The sequence below is a fragment of the Brevibacillus soli genome (genome assembly GCF_044759095.2).
Classification (GTDB): domain Bacteria; phylum Bacillota; class Bacilli; order Brevibacillales; family Brevibacillaceae; genus JBIYSM02.
Window position 1 is genome coordinate 96,012 of the sequence record NZ_JBIYSM020000004.1, and the last position, 15,765, is coordinate 111,776.

19 protein-coding genes are annotated in these 15,765 nt (G+C 51.8%); 18 read left to right on the forward strand and 1 reads right to left on the reverse strand.

Translation table 11 applies throughout. The annotated features are described in order from the left end of the window. Positions 1–14: 14 nt before the first annotated feature. The 15 genes from hisC (at position 15) to ACE99V_RS02940 (ending at position 13,183) form a co-directional block, all read left to right on the forward strand. Complete coding sequence (hisC, locus tag ACE99V_RS02870; RefSeq protein ID WP_400489636.1) at positions 15–1,112, forward strand: histidinol-phosphate transaminase; 1,098 nt, start codon at positions 15–17, stop codon at positions 1,110–1,112. A 76-nt stretch (positions 1,113–1,188) separates the two neighbouring features. Further along, on the forward strand, positions 1,189–2,289 hold the full coding sequence (locus ACE99V_RS02875; RefSeq protein ID WP_400489637.1) for a prephenate dehydrogenase: 1,101 nt from the start codon (positions 1,189–1,191) through the stop codon (positions 2,287–2,289). A gap of 20 nt (positions 2,290–2,309) precedes the next feature. Continuing rightward, entirely contained in the window at positions 2,310–3,590 is a 1,281-nt protein-coding gene (aroA, locus tag ACE99V_RS02880; RefSeq protein WP_400489638.1) for a 3-phosphoshikimate 1-carboxyvinyltransferase, read from the forward strand. A gap of 303 nt (positions 3,591–3,893) precedes the next feature. After that, positions 3,894–5,024, forward strand: a complete 1,131-nt coding sequence (locus ACE99V_RS02885; protein WP_400489639.1) for an amidohydrolase family protein — start codon at positions 3,894–3,896, stop codon at positions 5,022–5,024. 150 nt (positions 5,025–5,174) lie between these two features. Continuing rightward, entirely contained in the window at positions 5,175–5,768 is a 594-nt protein-coding gene (locus ACE99V_RS02890) for an RNA polymerase sigma factor (RefSeq protein ID WP_400489640.1), read from the forward strand. Continuing rightward, entirely contained in the window at positions 5,765–6,415 is a 651-nt protein-coding gene (locus tag ACE99V_RS02895; protein WP_400489641.1) for a zf-HC2 domain-containing protein, read from the forward strand. The genes ACE99V_RS02890 and ACE99V_RS02895 overlap by 4 nt, the downstream gene beginning before the upstream one ends. Before the next feature lie 77 nt (positions 6,416–6,492). Then, positions 6,493–7,428 (forward strand): tetratricopeptide repeat protein, encoded by a 936-nt coding sequence (locus tag ACE99V_RS02900; RefSeq protein WP_400489642.1) that lies wholly within the window; start codon positions 6,493–6,495, stop codon positions 7,426–7,428. 138 nt (positions 7,429–7,566) lie between these two features. Then, a complete protein-coding gene (locus ACE99V_RS02905) occupies positions 7,567–8,685 on the forward strand; it encodes a hypothetical protein (protein ID WP_400489643.1) in 1,119 nt (372 codons plus the stop codon). A 9-nt stretch (positions 8,686–8,694) separates the two neighbouring features. Continuing rightward, positions 8,695–8,916, forward strand: a complete 222-nt coding sequence (locus ACE99V_RS02910; protein ID WP_400489644.1) for an IDEAL domain-containing protein — start codon at positions 8,695–8,697, stop codon at positions 8,914–8,916. 68 nt (positions 8,917–8,984) lie between these two features. Continuing rightward, positions 8,985–9,407, forward strand: coding sequence for a DUF2487 family protein (locus ACE99V_RS02915; protein ID WP_400489645.1), 423 nt, complete (start codon positions 8,985–8,987; stop codon positions 9,405–9,407). A gap of 222 nt (positions 9,408–9,629) precedes the next feature. After that, complete coding sequence (locus ACE99V_RS02920; protein ID WP_400489646.1) at positions 9,630–10,148, forward strand: Rieske (2Fe-2S) protein; 519 nt, start codon at positions 9,630–9,632, stop codon at positions 10,146–10,148. Between the two features lies 1 nt (position 10,149). Next, positions 10,150–10,821, forward strand: a complete 672-nt coding sequence (gene qcrB, locus ACE99V_RS02925) for a menaquinol-cytochrome c reductase cytochrome b subunit (RefSeq protein ID WP_400489647.1) — start codon at positions 10,150–10,152, stop codon at positions 10,819–10,821. A gap of 27 nt (positions 10,822–10,848) precedes the next feature. After that, entirely contained in the window at positions 10,849–11,643 is a 795-nt protein-coding gene (locus tag ACE99V_RS02930) for a menaquinol-cytochrome c reductase cytochrome b/c subunit (protein WP_400489648.1), read from the forward strand. A gap of 75 nt (positions 11,644–11,718) precedes the next feature. Beyond that, positions 11,719–12,318 carry a DUF1405 domain-containing protein gene (locus ACE99V_RS02935; protein ID WP_400489649.1) on the forward strand — a complete coding sequence of 200 codons (600 nt, stop codon included), beginning with the start codon at positions 11,719–11,721 and terminating at the stop codon, positions 12,316–12,318. 49 nt (positions 12,319–12,367) lie between these two features. Continuing rightward, positions 12,368–13,183, forward strand: coding sequence for a sporulation protein YpjB (locus ACE99V_RS02940; protein ID WP_400489650.1), 816 nt, complete (start codon positions 12,368–12,370; stop codon positions 13,181–13,183). 202 nt (positions 13,184–13,385) lie between these two features. Here the strand turns inward: ACE99V_RS02940 and ACE99V_RS02945 are convergent, their stop codons facing one another. Continuing rightward, on the reverse strand, positions 13,386–14,243 hold the full coding sequence (locus tag ACE99V_RS02945; RefSeq protein WP_400489651.1) for a YitT family protein: 858 nt from the start codon (positions 14,241–14,243) through the stop codon (positions 13,386–13,388). Between the two features lie 154 nt (positions 14,244–14,397). Here ACE99V_RS02945 and ACE99V_RS02950 point away from each other — a divergent pair, with 154 nt between their 5' ends. From ACE99V_RS02950 to ACE99V_RS02960, 3 genes are all read left to right on the forward strand, one after another. Beyond that, positions 14,398–14,736: a nucleotide pyrophosphohydrolase gene (locus ACE99V_RS02950; RefSeq protein ID WP_400489652.1), complete on the forward strand. Its 339-nt coding sequence runs from the start codon at positions 14,398–14,400 to the stop codon at positions 14,734–14,736. After that, positions 14,733–15,491: a 4-hydroxy-tetrahydrodipicolinate reductase gene (gene dapB, locus ACE99V_RS02955; RefSeq protein ID WP_400489653.1), complete on the forward strand. Its 759-nt coding sequence runs from the start codon at positions 14,733–14,735 to the stop codon at positions 15,489–15,491. The genes ACE99V_RS02950 and dapB overlap by 4 nt, the downstream gene beginning before the upstream one ends. Before the next feature lie 46 nt (positions 15,492–15,537). Next, on the forward strand, positions 15,538–15,765 hold a 228-nt coding region (locus ACE99V_RS02960; RefSeq protein WP_400489654.1), incomplete at its 3' end, for a methylglyoxal synthase.

Genomic DNA, 15,765 nt, shown 5'->3' on the forward strand with positions numbered 1-15,765 from the left:
GGAGTGAGACGTGGATGCAACCGAAGCAGCGTATTCTCAATGTCCCTGTCTATCAACCGGGGAAGCCAATCGATGACGTGAAACGTGAATTTGGTTTGACGGAAGTCATCAAACTCGCCTCCAACGAGAACCCGTTCGGCTTCTCTCCTGACGTAAAGGAAGCAATCATGGGCCACCTGGACACGTTGGCTGTTTATCCGGACGGCGCCAGTCTGCAGCTGCGATGGGATCTGGCTGAATTTCTGAAGGTGCAGCCGGAACAGCTTATTTTCGGAAACGGTTCTGACGAAGTGGTGCAGATGATTTCCCGTGCCTATCTGGGTGAAGGGACAAATACCATCACGGCAACACCTACATTCCCGCAGTACCGTTCCAACGCCATTATCGACGGCGCGGAGCTGATCGAAGTGCCGCTGAAGAACGGCGTGCATGATCTGGAAGCCATGGCTGACGCGATTAACGAGCAGACCCGCGTCGTTTGGGTGTGCAACCCGAACAACCCTTCCGGTACGATTGTGACTGCAACTGAACTGGAAGCGTTTTTGAAAAGAGTGCCGCAGAACGTGCTGGTCGTGCTGGACGAAGCCTACTATGAATACGTGGTGGCAGAAGAATATCCGCAAACGGTTCCGATGCTTTCGCAGTATCCGAACCTGATCATTCTTCGCACCTTTTCCAAAATATACGGACTGGCTGCCCTTCGCATCGGTTACGGGATCGCCTCTGCGGAGGTTATCGACCATTTGAATCACGTTCGCGAGCCGTTCAACACGAGTTCGCTGGCACAGGCTGCCGCCCGGGCTGCCTTGAAGGATCAGTCCTTTGTGGAAAAATGCCGCAATTTGAACCGACAAGGCATGAAGCAACTGACCGACCAGTTTGACGCGTGGGGATTGGACTACTATCCGTCACAAGCCAACTTCGTTCTGGTAAACCTGAAGCAGGATTCGGACGAAGTGTTCCGCAAACTGCTGTCTCAGGGAATCATCGTTCGTTCCGGCAGAGCGCTTGGCTTCCCGGGTTACCAGCGGATTACGGTCGGCAATGCGGAACAAAACGAGAAGATTTTGCAGGCGCTTCGGGACATCGTGGCGGGTGCTTGGAAAGAGTAACGAAGAACAGATGCCGGCCAGCCACCGGCATCTTTGTCCTACTTGGGGAAACATAGAAAAAAGAGGTTGGGTGGAGATGAAGACAACCATTACTGTGATTGGCGTCGGCCTGATCGGCGGTTCGATTGCCCTGGCCCTGCGGAAGGATCCGGATGTTCGCATCGTTGGATTTGACCTGCGGCAGGATTCCCTGGACAAGGCCTTGACGCTTGGTGTTATACATGCGGGTGCTACCGATTTGCAGACGGCTGTACGCGAAGCGAACGTCATCTTTCTGGCAGTACCTGTGGAACAAATCTACGGAATACTAGATCAGTTGGCTGAACTATCCCTGCAGCCCGGCGTCATTTTGACAGATGTCGGCAGCACCAAGTCTGGCATTGTCCGCTATGCACGCGATCGCATCCCGCAGCACGTAACCTTTATCGGCGGACACCCCATGGCCGGATCACACAAATCCGGTGTCGAGGCGGCAACCGACCGCCTGTTTGAAAATGCGTATTACGTCCTGACTCCGGCGCCTGACACACCTGAGGAGCCGGTAGTCCGGCTGACCCAGCTGTTGTCCCATACCCATGCAAAGATCGTACGCATGAATCCGGACGAACACGATCAAGTGGTGGGTGCCGTAAGCCACTTTCCCCATATTCTGGCTGCAGCTCTGGTTAACCAGGTGGCGAGTTACAACGAAGGCAACGAGTGGCACCACCGGTTGGCAGCGGGCGGTTTTCGCGACATTACGCGCATCGCTTCCAGCAATCCGCGCATGTGGCGCGACATCCTGCTGAACAATCGCGAACACCTGCTGAAGATTGCGGAAGACTGGCGGGCCGCCCTGGATCAGATTATGGACCTGGTGGAGCGCGGCGAACAAGAGTCCATTGAGCAGTTTTTCAAGCGTGCAAGAGATTTCCGCGAAGGGCTGCCCGAACGCCAAAAAGGAGCGCTGCCGCCGCTCTACGATTTGTACATCGACATTCCCGACCATCCTGGAGAGATCAGCCGAATTACCACGCTCCTGGGTACAAAACAGATCAACATCACCAACATTCAGATTTTGGAGGCGCGTGAAGACATGCTGGGCGTACTCCGGATAACGTTCCGCAGTCAGGCAGAGATGGAAAAAGGAGAAGAGCTGCTGCGTTATTTTGATTACAACGTGTACAGCAGAGGATAGAGAAAAAGGAGAGTAGAACCATGCTACGCGTCCAAAAAGCAAACAGAATCGAAGGTAAGGTAAAAGTGCCCGGTGACAAGTCCATTTCCCACCGTGCCGTCATGTTCGGAGCCTTGGCGGAGGGGACGACCACCATCGAAGGATTTCTTCCCGGAGCCGATTGTCTCAGCACCATCAGCTGTTTTCGCCGGATGGGCATTGAGATCGTTCAGGAAGAAGATCGCGTAACCGTTCACGGCAAAGGCTGGTATGGACTTCAAGAACCGTCCCAGCATCTGGATGTAGGCAATTCGGGTACGACCATTCGCCTTCTCTCCGGGATTATGGCTACACAACCGTTTCACGTTGTGATGGAGGGCGATGAATCGATTGCCAAACGGCCCATGCGCCGGGTAGTCGGACCGCTCCGTCAGATGGGGGCCAAGATTGACGGACGCAAAGATGGCGAGTTTACGCCTTTGGCCATTCGCGGCGGTGAATTGAAAGGGATCCACTACCAGTCTCCAGTGGCGAGCGCGCAAGTGAAATCGGCCATCCTGCTGGCCGGACTGCAGGCAAAGGGCGTCACCAGCGTAACGGAGCCGCATCTCTCACGCGATCATACGGAGCGGATGCTGCAAGCCTTTGGTGTAAGCGTCGTCCGCGACGGGCTGACCGTCTCTGTGGAGGGTGGACAACAGTTGAAGGGGAGAGACATCCGGGTGCCGGGTGACATCTCTTCCGCAGCGTTTCTCATCGCAGCGGTCATGATGGTTCCGGGCAGCTCCCTGCTGATTGAAAACGTGGGTTTAAACCCGACACGCACAGGGATCATCGACGTGGTGAGGGCCATGGGCGGTTCTGTTGAACTGGTGAACGAACGAGTAGTGAATGAAGAGCCGGTCGCTGATCTGTCGGTCACCTATGCCGAATTGAACGGCGTGGAGATCGGGGGAGAGATGATCCCGCGCCTCATCGACGAAGTGCCGGTGATCGCCGTCATGGCTACGCAGGCGAAGGGGAAAACCGTGATTCGCGACGCCCAGGAGTTGAAAGTGAAGGAGACGGATCGGATCGCAACAGTCGTCAGCGAGCTGTCCAAACTGGGGGCAAAAGTAACCCCGACTGACGACGGCATGATCATCGAGGGTCCAACGCCGCTCACAGGTTCACGCATCGACAGCAGGGGCGATCACAGGATCGGAATGGCCATGGCGATTGCCGGACTTGCAGCAGCAGGGGAGACATGGATCGAGAACGATGAAGCGATCGCTGTCTCGTTCCCCAACTTTGCGCAAATTCTTGCAGAAATCTGCAGGTAACAAGAATAAAGAACCCGTCATGGCGGGTTCTTTATCTGTTATGACTGACATTCATGTCAAAAATTTATTGATTGTTAGAGAAAATGTTTGACAAGCGGTAGCATTTGGTTATAATGAAATTACAGTATGGTTTCTCTCCACTCCTATCCAATACATTTGCACACATGTGCTGCCGCCGTTTGAATGCGCTTACAAGCGCGACGGCGGTTCTTTTTTTGCTTCGGGTTTTTCGTACTTTTTTCCCTTCTCACGCATATGCTCGTACTACGAATAGGACGGACGAGCCGATGGGAGGGACAAGCCGTGCAGCAAAACGAACTGTTGATAAAAAACGGCACAATGATTACGTCGCATGGTTACATGGAAGCAGACCTATGGATACGTAACGGCAAAATTCACAGGGTTGCCAAGGATACCCTGGAAAAGTTTGCGTTACACTCGTTTGGTAACAACGGCCTTGAAGTGATAGACGCCAGCGACATGTACCTGCTCCCTGGATTTGTCACAATGACGCCAGTACCCCTTATGCGCCTGCGCAGCGCTCAAGAATACATAAACCACGTCCAGGGCTTGGTTCGGGACGGTTATACGTTCCTCTTGGATACCCTGCATGTAGAGGGCTGGATGGAACCAGCGCAAGTGCTTTACCAAAAAGCGATTCACTTCAACAATCTGATCGATTACAGTGTCCGGATCGGAATGGATGCAGCCCATTTTCACGTAGACAAGATCAGGCCGCTCTGTCAACAAGGGTTTCGTCTGTTTCAACTGATTCTGAATACATGCGAAGACCTGCAGCTCCTGCGCTGGGATGAACTGTCCTCTCTTCAGCACCAATATAGATTTTCTGTTCACCTGCACATTCCTCGCGACGCGCGTATGGGCGCACAGGAACGGGATGTGGCGCTGCAACGCTGGATGGAAATGTGCCGGCATGCCAAAATTCGCACCTGCATCCCGTATGGCGATCCGCTTGAACGAACCGAGCGAGAACCGTTTTACCACGTGACGCAGGTGGATGGGGAAAGGGCCGGTCGCGTACTGGAGTATCTCGCGGATCACCGGTATCGTTCCCTCTCCGTAGTGGCTGCGTTGACAGACATTTCAGTTGACCTGCGGAGGAAGTCATGGAAGGCGGAGGATCTGCTCCATTACCTGGTCAGAATCGCATCGACAAATATCGCCAAAGCCATTGGCCTCTACCCGCAAAAAGGCAGCTTCACCCCGGGGGCTGATGCGGATATTCTTTTCGTAAAAAAGACAGACTTATTGACAAAAATTGATCTTTCAACTATTCTCAATCTTAGTGAATGCCGTCTTCCAACATCTGTTATGTCGAACGGTAGATGGATCTTTCACGAGGAACACTTCGCTCAGACGGTTGGAATGGGCAGATGCCTTCTTGATACCAAACCCTATAATTATGTCATATAACCCCATATTTGGGGGTTTTTTCGTAAAGGATTCTGTCAAAAATGCGAGAAAAAAGTATCGTTAGGCAGCGCAACTTTTTACATCCCCGGCAGTCTATATTTAGCAAAAGGCCGCTGAGGGATCGGAATCGCTAAGGGGGTATTCCTGGTAATGACCGATTCCCAGCTTATCCGCGAGTTAAAAGAAGGCAATGTGGAGTGCTATGCCGAGTTGATCCGTCGGTATGAAAAGAAAATCCTCGCCTTTGTCACCCATATGTTGAGACAAGCGCATCTGGAACACATGGCTGAGGATATCTGTCAAGAGACGTTTTACAAGGCGTACAAGAGCATCCACTCGTTCCGCGATGTAGAAGCCACCTTCTCCACCTGGCTTTACACCATTGCTCGAAATTCCGTGCTCAGTGAGCTGCGCAAGAGTCGGAACTCCGATGTCTACCTGGAGGATACGGTTCAGATACCGGTTGTATCCATCGAGCGCTTGCCAGAGCAGGAGCTGTTGCGCAATGAGCGCGAGGTGCTGGTTCGTCAGGCAATAAACAGTTTGCCGGAAAAGCAGCGCTCAGCACTTATCCTGCGTGAATACGAACAGATGGATTACAACGAAATCGCATCGATTCTCGATTTAACGGTAAGTTCGGTCAAATCCCTGCTGTTTCGCGCACGACAAAGCATTCGAGCGGAGTTGGAAACCTACATCTTGGACCCACAATTGGATGAAGCTGAAGGGATGAATAAACGATGAGATGTGAAGAAGTCCAAGAATACATACCGGATTACGCCGACAAACTTTTGCCGGAAGTAACCAGCCGTCGGATAGACAACCACCTGGCATCCTGTAAATCCTGCAGGTCCGAATACGTTGTATGGGCGGAAAGCGGAAACTGGATTCAGGCGGAAAAAGAACAATATGCCTCCGTGTCCACTGCCCGGTCGATCGTGGATGCAGTCATGAATCGCATCCTCTCCGAGGAGAAATGGGCGATACCATTTGGCAAAAAGGTTTTTACTCTCACCGCCAGAATGCGCCGTTTTAGCCTGAGTGCAGCAGCCGTTCTGCTCCTGTTGTGCGGGTTTAGCTTATACAACAACACCCATTCTCCCCAAGAGACAAACGCATTGCTTGTTGGAGGAGAAGTCGTTTCCATGAACGTGGAAAAAGCGCCGCAAGTCATTTCCTCTTCCATACAATCGGATGACGGTACATACATTGTGGAATCAGAGCCCGTATCCGCTGAAAGTGAACCGACCTCCAAATCCTCTCCCTCTGTCTTGCCCATTGATGGGGAAACCACAGAAGGCGAGCCTGCCAAGCCAAAGTACAGTTTAATTCTCAGCTTTTTTGGTATACTGGTTACCGTGCTTGCGATGAGCTGGCTGACAAGGGTATAGCCATCACATATGGAAAGACCGTCTGCGGACGGTCTTTTCGAACTACAGGACGACTGAACCATAACGAGGTGATCGACATGCCGAAAAAATGGCTCTATGTGATAGACGAAGCGGTTAAACGGATTGAAAACAACGATGTTGAACTGGGACTGAAGGCTTTGCAAAAAGTGCAGGAACACGGCAAGGAGCTCCCGGAGGTCATGCTGTACCTGGCGGAAGTGTGGTATCATCTGGGACATCTGGAGGAAGCTTCGCAGCTGCTGTCCGAGGTGATGAACGGTCCCGGCATGGAGCCTTCGCTGCGTCGAGACTGTCAACTGCTGATGGCGGAAATCGCTCTGGATCTAAACGACTTTGAAACAGCGCAACATCTCTTGTACGAGTTAAAAGAGTCCGGCTACGAGGACGTTCAGATGTTCCTGTTGCTGGCAGATCTTTACGCTTTGCAGGAATTGGACGAAGTAGCCGTGAAATACCTGGAACTCGCCCGGCAGAAAGAGCCGGACAACCAGGATATTCTCGCTGCGCTGGGCAACATGTATTTCCGCGTGGGCCGAGATGCAGAAGCCATGCAATTGATGGAGCAGGCAGGCGACCAAAGCCTCGATGTGCTGCTGGCAAAAGGACGGGCCCTTGCCCAGAACGGCGAATTTGAACAAGCTTATCACGTGTTCCGTCAAGCTTTGGAGCGGGATCGCACTCCGGAAATTCTGTACGGCGCTGCCATGATGGCTTTTTACGTCGGGCGGCTGGAGGAAGCTGCAGCCCTGGTGGAAACTTTACAGGCTGTAGACGAAGAGTATGTGGCGTCCTACCCGCTGGCAAGTGATATTTATTTATCGTTGGGGAAAACGGAAAAAGCGATCGAGGCGCTGAAACAGTACGTTGATCTGTCTGGATTTGACCTCGACCAGATCCGGAGGTTGATTGCGCTGTTGACGCAGGCGGGCCGCTACGACGAGGCGAAAACGTACCAAACTTTGCACGACGAGTGGAATGTAGAAGAAGATTGATCTTTTTTTCATCGAGCAGGAAGTCACTTGTGTGGCTTCCTGTTTACTTTTCCGTGATTTGGTAACAATGAGGGATAAACAGAAACCGTACCCTGTAGGAAAAGGAAACGTTCCTGCGCGAAAAAGAAGGGATCTACGATGAATTTGGCTGAGATATTGGTCTTTACAGACATCAGGCAACTGCATCAAATCGCCAATCACTACGGTTGCGAATGCAACCCTCATTCGAAAAATGAGCTGATCACAACGCTGATGACCAGCTTGCGCCACAGACAAACAATGAAACAGGAGGTTGAGCAGTTAACTTGCACGGAAACACATTTTCTGCTGCTGCTCTTTCTCGACAAGCGAACGATGCTGTCACTGGAAGATCTCATGGCGAAAGCAGGGGTTGCCCTCGATGCCGGTAATGAGCGGAAACAGGAAGAGGCCCGCCGCTTTATCGCATCGGCGATGAAGCGTGGCTGGGTTTTTCCGGCCAAAAGCAAGACGGTTGGCCAGTATCAGATCCCGTCGGATATCAGGGAACCGTATCTGCAGGCGTGGTTGGACAAGTGGCAGCGTGAAACCTCGCCGTTCGCCCAGGAACCGGGAGCGTACCGCGACGAAGGAACAGCACTCTGCGACGATATCATGCAATTTCTACAATTTTTACAGCAAGAGCCGATCCCGCTTACCTCTGACGGAGGCATGTACAAGCGATATCAGACTCAACTGTTTCAGTTTCTGCACGTGAAGGAAGAGCCGCTTCCGCCGCAAAAATGGCGTTTTGGCTATGGACTTCACTTCGACCTCTACCCGGATCGGTTTTCCCTGCTGTACGACTTCTGTTACTACCAGAAGTGGATTGAGGAGGCATCGGGCCGGGTGGCGATCACGGAGGGAGGAACGGAACAGCTGCTGCGGCAATACGAAGAGAAGATCTATCACGATCTGATCCGATTCTGGTTGCGGCTTTACAAGCGGGCGATCCCCAATCTGCCCATGCTGGTACAGTTGATTCCATTGATGACAGCCGGAAATTGGGTCGATCAGGAAACGCTCTGCCGCAGTCTGCTGCCCTGGATGAAACCGTTTTATTACGACGATCCCGGTAACATTTTGAAGAACCGCGTGCTGAAAATGATGGTTCACCTTGGTCTGTTGAAAGTAGGTCAGTCGGACAGCATGGAATGGATGTACGCCGGTACATATGCCAGCCAGACATGGCTTCGCAAATACAATGGTTTTACCGAGACGACAATTTTGTTGAAGTGAGGGATGGGTATGGAGTGGCCAAATTTTTACGGAAACCTGTATGGAACAAACAATGTAGTGTCGGGCTTGTTGTCAGAGATGGTAATAGACGAGCAGGTCCGCCTCTATCGTAAGCGAACGCTGTACCAGGAAATTGATGAAGCGCTGGCCATGAAAAACAAAGAGCGGTTTTTGCGGTTGACCAGCGAACTCCGCGAAATCATGGCGTACGAGAAAACCGAAACCGGTTGATTGCCTGCGTTCTCTTTTTCGTGGTAACCTAGTTCCCGTAAACCTACGAAAAAGAGGAGACGTGTCAAATGCAATGGAATATGACTGAGCTTTGCAAATGGGAGGAGCTGCGAGAGTTTGTCGACACCGCGCTGCTCCCTCTTTATTTGTTCCGTCCCGGCGTGAATGTTGATCAGCATGCAAACCGCATGACCTATCTGGTCAACGTCGCCTCGGCGATCGAGCAGCGCTTGAAGGGCAGGGTACTGCTCTTTCCCCTGTGCTATCAAATCGGTTCGGTACCGGTCGTACAGCGGTTGCCGGAGGGCTTTTCCCATTACGTCCTGCTGCAGTTCAGCGGGGATCATATCTCTTGTGCTCAAGACCAACCGTCTCCACTCTACCTTGCTGTGGGAGATGAAGATCTCGATTCAGCGCTGCGCTTCGAAGTTACAGTAGACGTGCTGTATCAGGAAATCCTGCGTATGTGGCAGCAGAGGAAGGATCGATAGAAGAAAAGGAACTTGGCCATACTATGATCGTCACACAAGAACCGGTCCCATATTTGACAAATCTTCAACAATCGAGGTTGCTGCTGGAGTTACCCGGCAGGTTGTCCGGTGGACATTCTTGACATCTAAAATGGGGTTAGCTATGATTGGTACTGACCTAGTGTATGTGTGTAAGGAGAATCCTTCGTTGCGCTATTCTACAGGATAAGGAGGGAAAAAGAGATGAGCGAAAAACGGGAAATTTCCAGACGTACATTTCTTAACTACGCACTCATGGGAACTGGTGGGTTCCTCGCTGCAGGAATGATTACTCCAATGATCCGATTTGCGGTTGACCCGTTGTTGAAAGGACATGCGGGTGGAGATAAAGTAGCAGTAGGCAGCGTAGATGAATTTGGTCCCGAGCCGAAGCGTGTAGACTTCAAGGTACATACCAAAGACGGCTGGTATGAGTCTGAATCGACATTGGCTGCTTGGGTGACCAAAAACGAGAAGGGTGAAATTCTCGCTTTGTCCCCAATCTGTAAGCACTTGGGCTGTACGGTAGACTGGAATGCTAGCCCAGATCATCCGAATCAATACTTCTGCCCGTGCCACTTGGGTCGTTACTCGATCAACGGGGAACACATTTTGGGAACACCGCCGACGGCTTCGCTTGATGAGTACGAAACAGAAGTGAAAGACGGCAAGCTTTACTTAGGGAAATTGAAACCAAATCCTCGTCCGGGGGTGACTGGCTAAGATGTTGCAAAAAATGTATGACTGGGTCGATGAACGTCTGAACATTACTCCAATGTGGCGCGACCTGGCAGACCATGAAGTACCAGAGCACGTGAACCCGGCGCATCACTTCTCCGCGTTCGTCTATTGCTTTGGTGGACTTACGTTCTTCATTACTGTCATTCAAATCCTGTCCGGGATGTTCTTGACCATGTACTATGTACCGGACATTATCAACGCGTACGAGTCGGTTAACTATCTGCAGAACGAAGTAGCGTTTGGTGTCATCGTTCGCGGTATGCACCACTGGGGCGCCAGCTTGGTGATCGTGATGATGTTCCTGCACACGCTGCGCGTGTTTTTTACCGGCGCGTACAAAAAACCGCGTGAATTGAACTGGGTTGTCGGGATGCTGATCTTCTTCGTGATGCTCGGTCTCGGTTTCACCGGTTACCTGCTGCCTTGGGACAATACCGCTTATTTTGCGACCAAGGTAGGTTTGGAAATTGCCAACTCCGTACCGATTATCGGTCCTTATGCCAAGGTTCTCTTGACGGGCGGCGATATCGTAGGGGCACAAACCCTGTCCCGATTCTTTGCGATTCACGTGTTCTTCCTCCCAGGCGCTCTGCTTGGTCTGTTGGGAGCTCACTTCGTAATGATCCGCGCGCAAGGTATCACGGGACCACTATAATGTCTTCGATATTAAGGAGGAAATAGCATGGCGAAACAAGATAAAGATGCTACCTTCGTCGGAGACTCCCGGATATCGGCGAAGCGTATCCCAAACATTGCTCCATCGTATTCCGACTTTCCGGGAAAATCGGAGCCGTTCTGGCCGAACTTCCTGCTGAAAGAATGGATGGTAGCGGCGGTATGTTTAGTGGCTTTCCTCGTATTGACCGTTTCACATCCATCGCCGTTGACCGATAAGGCCAACCCGAACGATACGTCGTTCGTACCGTTGCCGGACTGGTACTTCCTGTTCCTCTATCAAATGCTCAAGTATCCTTGGGCGGCAGGGGACTGGGTCGTCCTGGGTACCGTGATCATTCCGGGTATCGCGTTTGGTGCACTGATGCTCGCTCCTTGGCTGGACAACAGCAAGGAACGACGTCCGTCCAAGCGTCCGGTTGCAACCGGCCTGATGCTGACTGCGCTCGTCGGGATCTTCTACCTGACGTGGGCAGCTGACCATGAGCACTCCAAAAACCATCCGAGCAATCATGGCGGCGGTTCTAGCGGCGGCTCCAGCGCTGCTGCGCCGGCTGCTCCGGCTGATCCAAGCTTCAAACCGGAAGAAATCTGGACAGCTCAAACCAGCTGCATGGGTTGCCACGGCAAAAACATGGAAGGCGTAGCCGGTCCGAATCTGCAAAAGATCGGCAGCAAATACGACGCTAACCAAATTGCCGACATCATCAAAAATGGGAAACCACCTGCGATGCCAGGCGGCTTGATCCAGGATGAAGCGGAAATTAAAAAGTTGGCAGAGTACTTGGCAAGTCTGAAATAACATTTGTATACGGAAAAAGCTGGCTGACAAACGGTCAGCTTTTTCATTAGAGCCAAGAGCGGGAGACGATTTTTCATGATCTGGATATGGGAGTGGTTATGGGGGTCTTTGGGGAAAAGATGGTTTCTCTGGACACTTCTCATTATCAACTTTTTGGGAACAATCTACGGCTTCATCTGGTATGGAAACCAACTGGCGGATACCCCCGGGTACTTGCGTGTCTTTGTTCCAGATAGTCCGACGGGGAGCGGTTTGTTTACATTAGTGTTACTTACATATCTGGCAGGTCGTCACATTCCTGTACTGGAAGCCCTGGCAGGGATTACGAACTTCAAATACGGAGTGTGGGCTGTGGCTGTTATCGTTGCAGGCTGGTGTCTGGGAGATGAAATCCATTGGCAGGATATCATGCTGATGATTTCCCACACCGGAATGGCGATGGAGTCCGTCCTCTATGCCCGATTTTTCAAACTGAGCTGGCTTCCTGTGGGAATTGCTGCGCTTTGGACGTTAAACAATGATTTTCTAGACTACGTCATGGACATTCATCCGTGGCTGCCATCTGTGCTGGAGCCGTACGAGGGGATCGTGGGTTTGTTTACGGTGCTCCTCAGCCTCGTTTCCATCGCGATCATCTGGTTGGCCAATACCAAAACCAGTACAAACAAGGTCTAATCTTGTCCTCCTTTCCATAGTCTGTACTAGGGGAAAGGAGGTTTTTTTGTTGAAAAAAAACATCAGGATGTTGGTCTTTTTGATCGTGATGGGACTGCTGCTTGCCTGGCCCATCCACGCCTTGGTCACAACGCTTGATCAACCGGCAGAGGACGAGTCTCTGGCGGAATTAGATAAGCTTGCCGGTGATATGCTGGAACTGACCAGACGAGGGGATCTGGAGGGAGCCCAACAAAAAGTCCACCTCTTGGCGAATCGGTTTCCGAATCAGACACTCCCTTTCGCCATTCGAATCGAAAGTTTGAATGCAGTGACTCAGTCCATTATGGCGGCAAAGAAAAGCTTTGCTTCGGGACATGTGAATGAAGAACAATTGCTATGGCATGCCACACAGGTCCGCTTGGCCATAGATGCCTTGAGCCACGTCCATCAGCCGATGTGGCGAAGTTTCTATACTTCCTATGCCAATCAGATGCAAAACTTGCTGCAGTCATCTGTTGAAAGGGATCTCTCTCAATTTCGCGCCCAATTTGAGGAAAATACCCGTTTGTATTGGGCAATCAAACCGGCGATGAGCGTCCATCTGCCAGAAGAGCAGATGAATGAAATGGAAGCGGCTTACGATCTCATCTCCAAGGAGATACATCGCAACGAGATGGAGTGGCAGGAAGTCCGCGAAGCACTGCGGCAGTTGATCGGTGCGATGCAGATTGCTTTTATCGGCGAAGACAAGAGCACGATTGCCCTGCTGATGCATCCGGGTTCGCCGTTTTTGCCAATCGTTGCGATTGTTGCTGCTCTCGTCCTGTCATTAAGCTACGTCGCCTGGAAAAAATACGCGGGACAGCACGTACACAATGGGTAACTCCATGAAACAAAGAGCCCTCCAACAAACGGGAGGGTTTTTTTGGTGTATAAGAATTTATAAATTTGGACATCCCATACAGCCGCTAGAAAAGTGTTCGGGGCCCCGCCCGGCGAAGAAAGGGACCCCACTCGGCACAGCGATAGCTAACGCCGAGTGGGTCGAGGATAGCTAATACCGGGTGGGTTTTCTTAATGCCTGTTTATTCGTGAAGGGGACGCTTGTTCTCATCCAGGGTGAAGCCTTCGCCCAGCACCTCGTGAACATCGTTGACGATCACAAAAGCGTGGGGGTCGATATTCTGCACAATGTTTTTAAAGCGTACCACTTCGTTGCGGCTGACCACAACGTAGACGACCTGTTTGTCTGCCCCGGAATAAGCTCCTTTTCCGGAAAGAATCGTAACGCCTCGTCCAAATTCGAGAATTTGCCTGGCGATATCATCCGCACGATCGGAGATGATGGTCAGGGCTTTGCCCGCATAGGCACCATCCTGGAAAAAGTCAATCACGCGAGCTGCGATGAATACGCAAACCAATGTGTACATGGCGCTTTCCACGTTGAGATAGATCAGCGAAGCTCCGATTACCAGCATGTCACCGAAGAAAAGGGTGCGGCCCATGCTGATTCCCATATACTTTTGCAGCAGACGAGCGATGATGTCGACCCCTCCGGTTGTCCCCCCGTAGCGGAAAATAATGCCCAGACCCGCCCCGATCGTTACGCCGGCGTAGAGCGAGGCCAGCAGCCTGTCATCCATGGGAAGTTCCAGCACCCCATCAAACACGGAGAGAAAGATCGAAAGGGAAACCGTTCCGATGATCGTATAGATAAAAGCTGTTCGCCCGAGTACTTTCCATCCCAGGAAAAAGAGAGGCACGTTCAAGAGAAAGTACACAATCCCCTGGTCGACGACCGGCACCAACAATTTGATCAGAATGCTGATTCCTGTGATTCCACCCTCGGCCAGATTGTTCGGGATGTTGAAAGCGTTGATACCGAAGCCCATGACAGCAGTACCAATGATAATGGCGATGATACTCTTCAGACGCATGTTCACAGCGGTTCACTCCTTTCAAAGAGCCATTATAATCCAGCCCTTATGGGATGTCCATACAAGCACTTGAAAGCGGATGGAGATTTGGCAAAATGGAGCATTTCGGGTACGATAAGGAGTAAAGCCAATAAGCTGAACCCGGAAAAGGAGTGACCAGATGGACCAGCGCAAGACCTTGCAGGAGATCCAACAGGAAGTGGATCAATACATATCGCAGTTTAAAGAAGGGTACTTTTCGCCGCTCGCGATGATGGCGCGCATGACGGAAGAGGTTGGCGAGCTGGCGCGCGAAATCAACCATTATTATGGAGAGAAGCCAAAAAAGAAGGACGAAGCGGAAAAGACCGTTGAGGAAGAACTGGGCGATGTCTTCTTTATTGTGCTTTGCTTTGCCAATTCGCTTGGTATCGACTTGCAGGAAGCCTTTGATCGTATTATGCACAAATTCAATACACGCGATAAAGATCGCTGGACGAGAATAGAGGAGAGTCAATGAGTACACCGCATGTGATACGTGTAGCTGTCGCCGGGGCCCGCGGCCGCATGGGACAGGAAGTGGTAAAAATGCTGGGGCAGGACCCCGAACTTCTCTATGTGGGGGAACTGGATACGAGACAGGATGAGGAGACCATCCGTCAACAATTTGCAGAACTGCGACCGGACGTTCTGGTCGATTTTACAACACCTCATACGGTGTACCGCCATATGGAGCTGTGCCTGCAGCATGGAGTTCGTCCCGTGGTGGGAACCACCGGGTTGACACCGGAGCAAATGGACGAGTTGAAGCATCGCTTTCAGACAGCGGGGTTGGGGGCGATTATCGCTCCAAACTTCGCCATCGGGGCGATCTTGTGCATGAAATTTGCGGCGATGGCGTCCAAGTACATGCCGCACGTGGAAATCATCGAGCTGCATCATGACAACAAATTGGATGCGCCAAGCGGCACGGCGTTAAAGACAGCCGAGCTGATCGCAGCTGTCCGCTCCGGCAAGAAGCAGGGTCATCCGCAGGAGACGGAGAGTATCCCGGGAGCAAGAGGAGCGGATTATCAGGGATTCCGTATCCACAGCGTCCGACTGCCGGGGATGGTGGCACACCAGGAGGTTCTCTTCGGCGCAACCGGACAGACACTCTCAATCCGGCATGATTCCATTAATCGCGAATCGTTTATGCCGGGTGTGAACATGGCCATTAAGGCCGTGATGAATCTTAGCGAGTTGGTGTATGGATTGGAACACCTGATCGACTAAGGGGAATCCAAAGAAACAAAGCCAACCGACAAGGGAGAGGGTTCGCTTGAAAATTGCATTGATTGCCCATGATCGAAAAAAAGAAGAGATGATTCAGCTCGCTCTTGCCTACGAATCCATCCTGGCAAAACACGAGCTGTTCGCGACAGGGACGACCGGCCAAAAAATCATGGAGGCGACGTCCCTCCAGGTAACCCGCTACCTCTCCGGGCCGCTTGGCGGAGACCAGCAAATCGGCGCCATGATCGCCCGCAACGAGATGGATGTGATTATC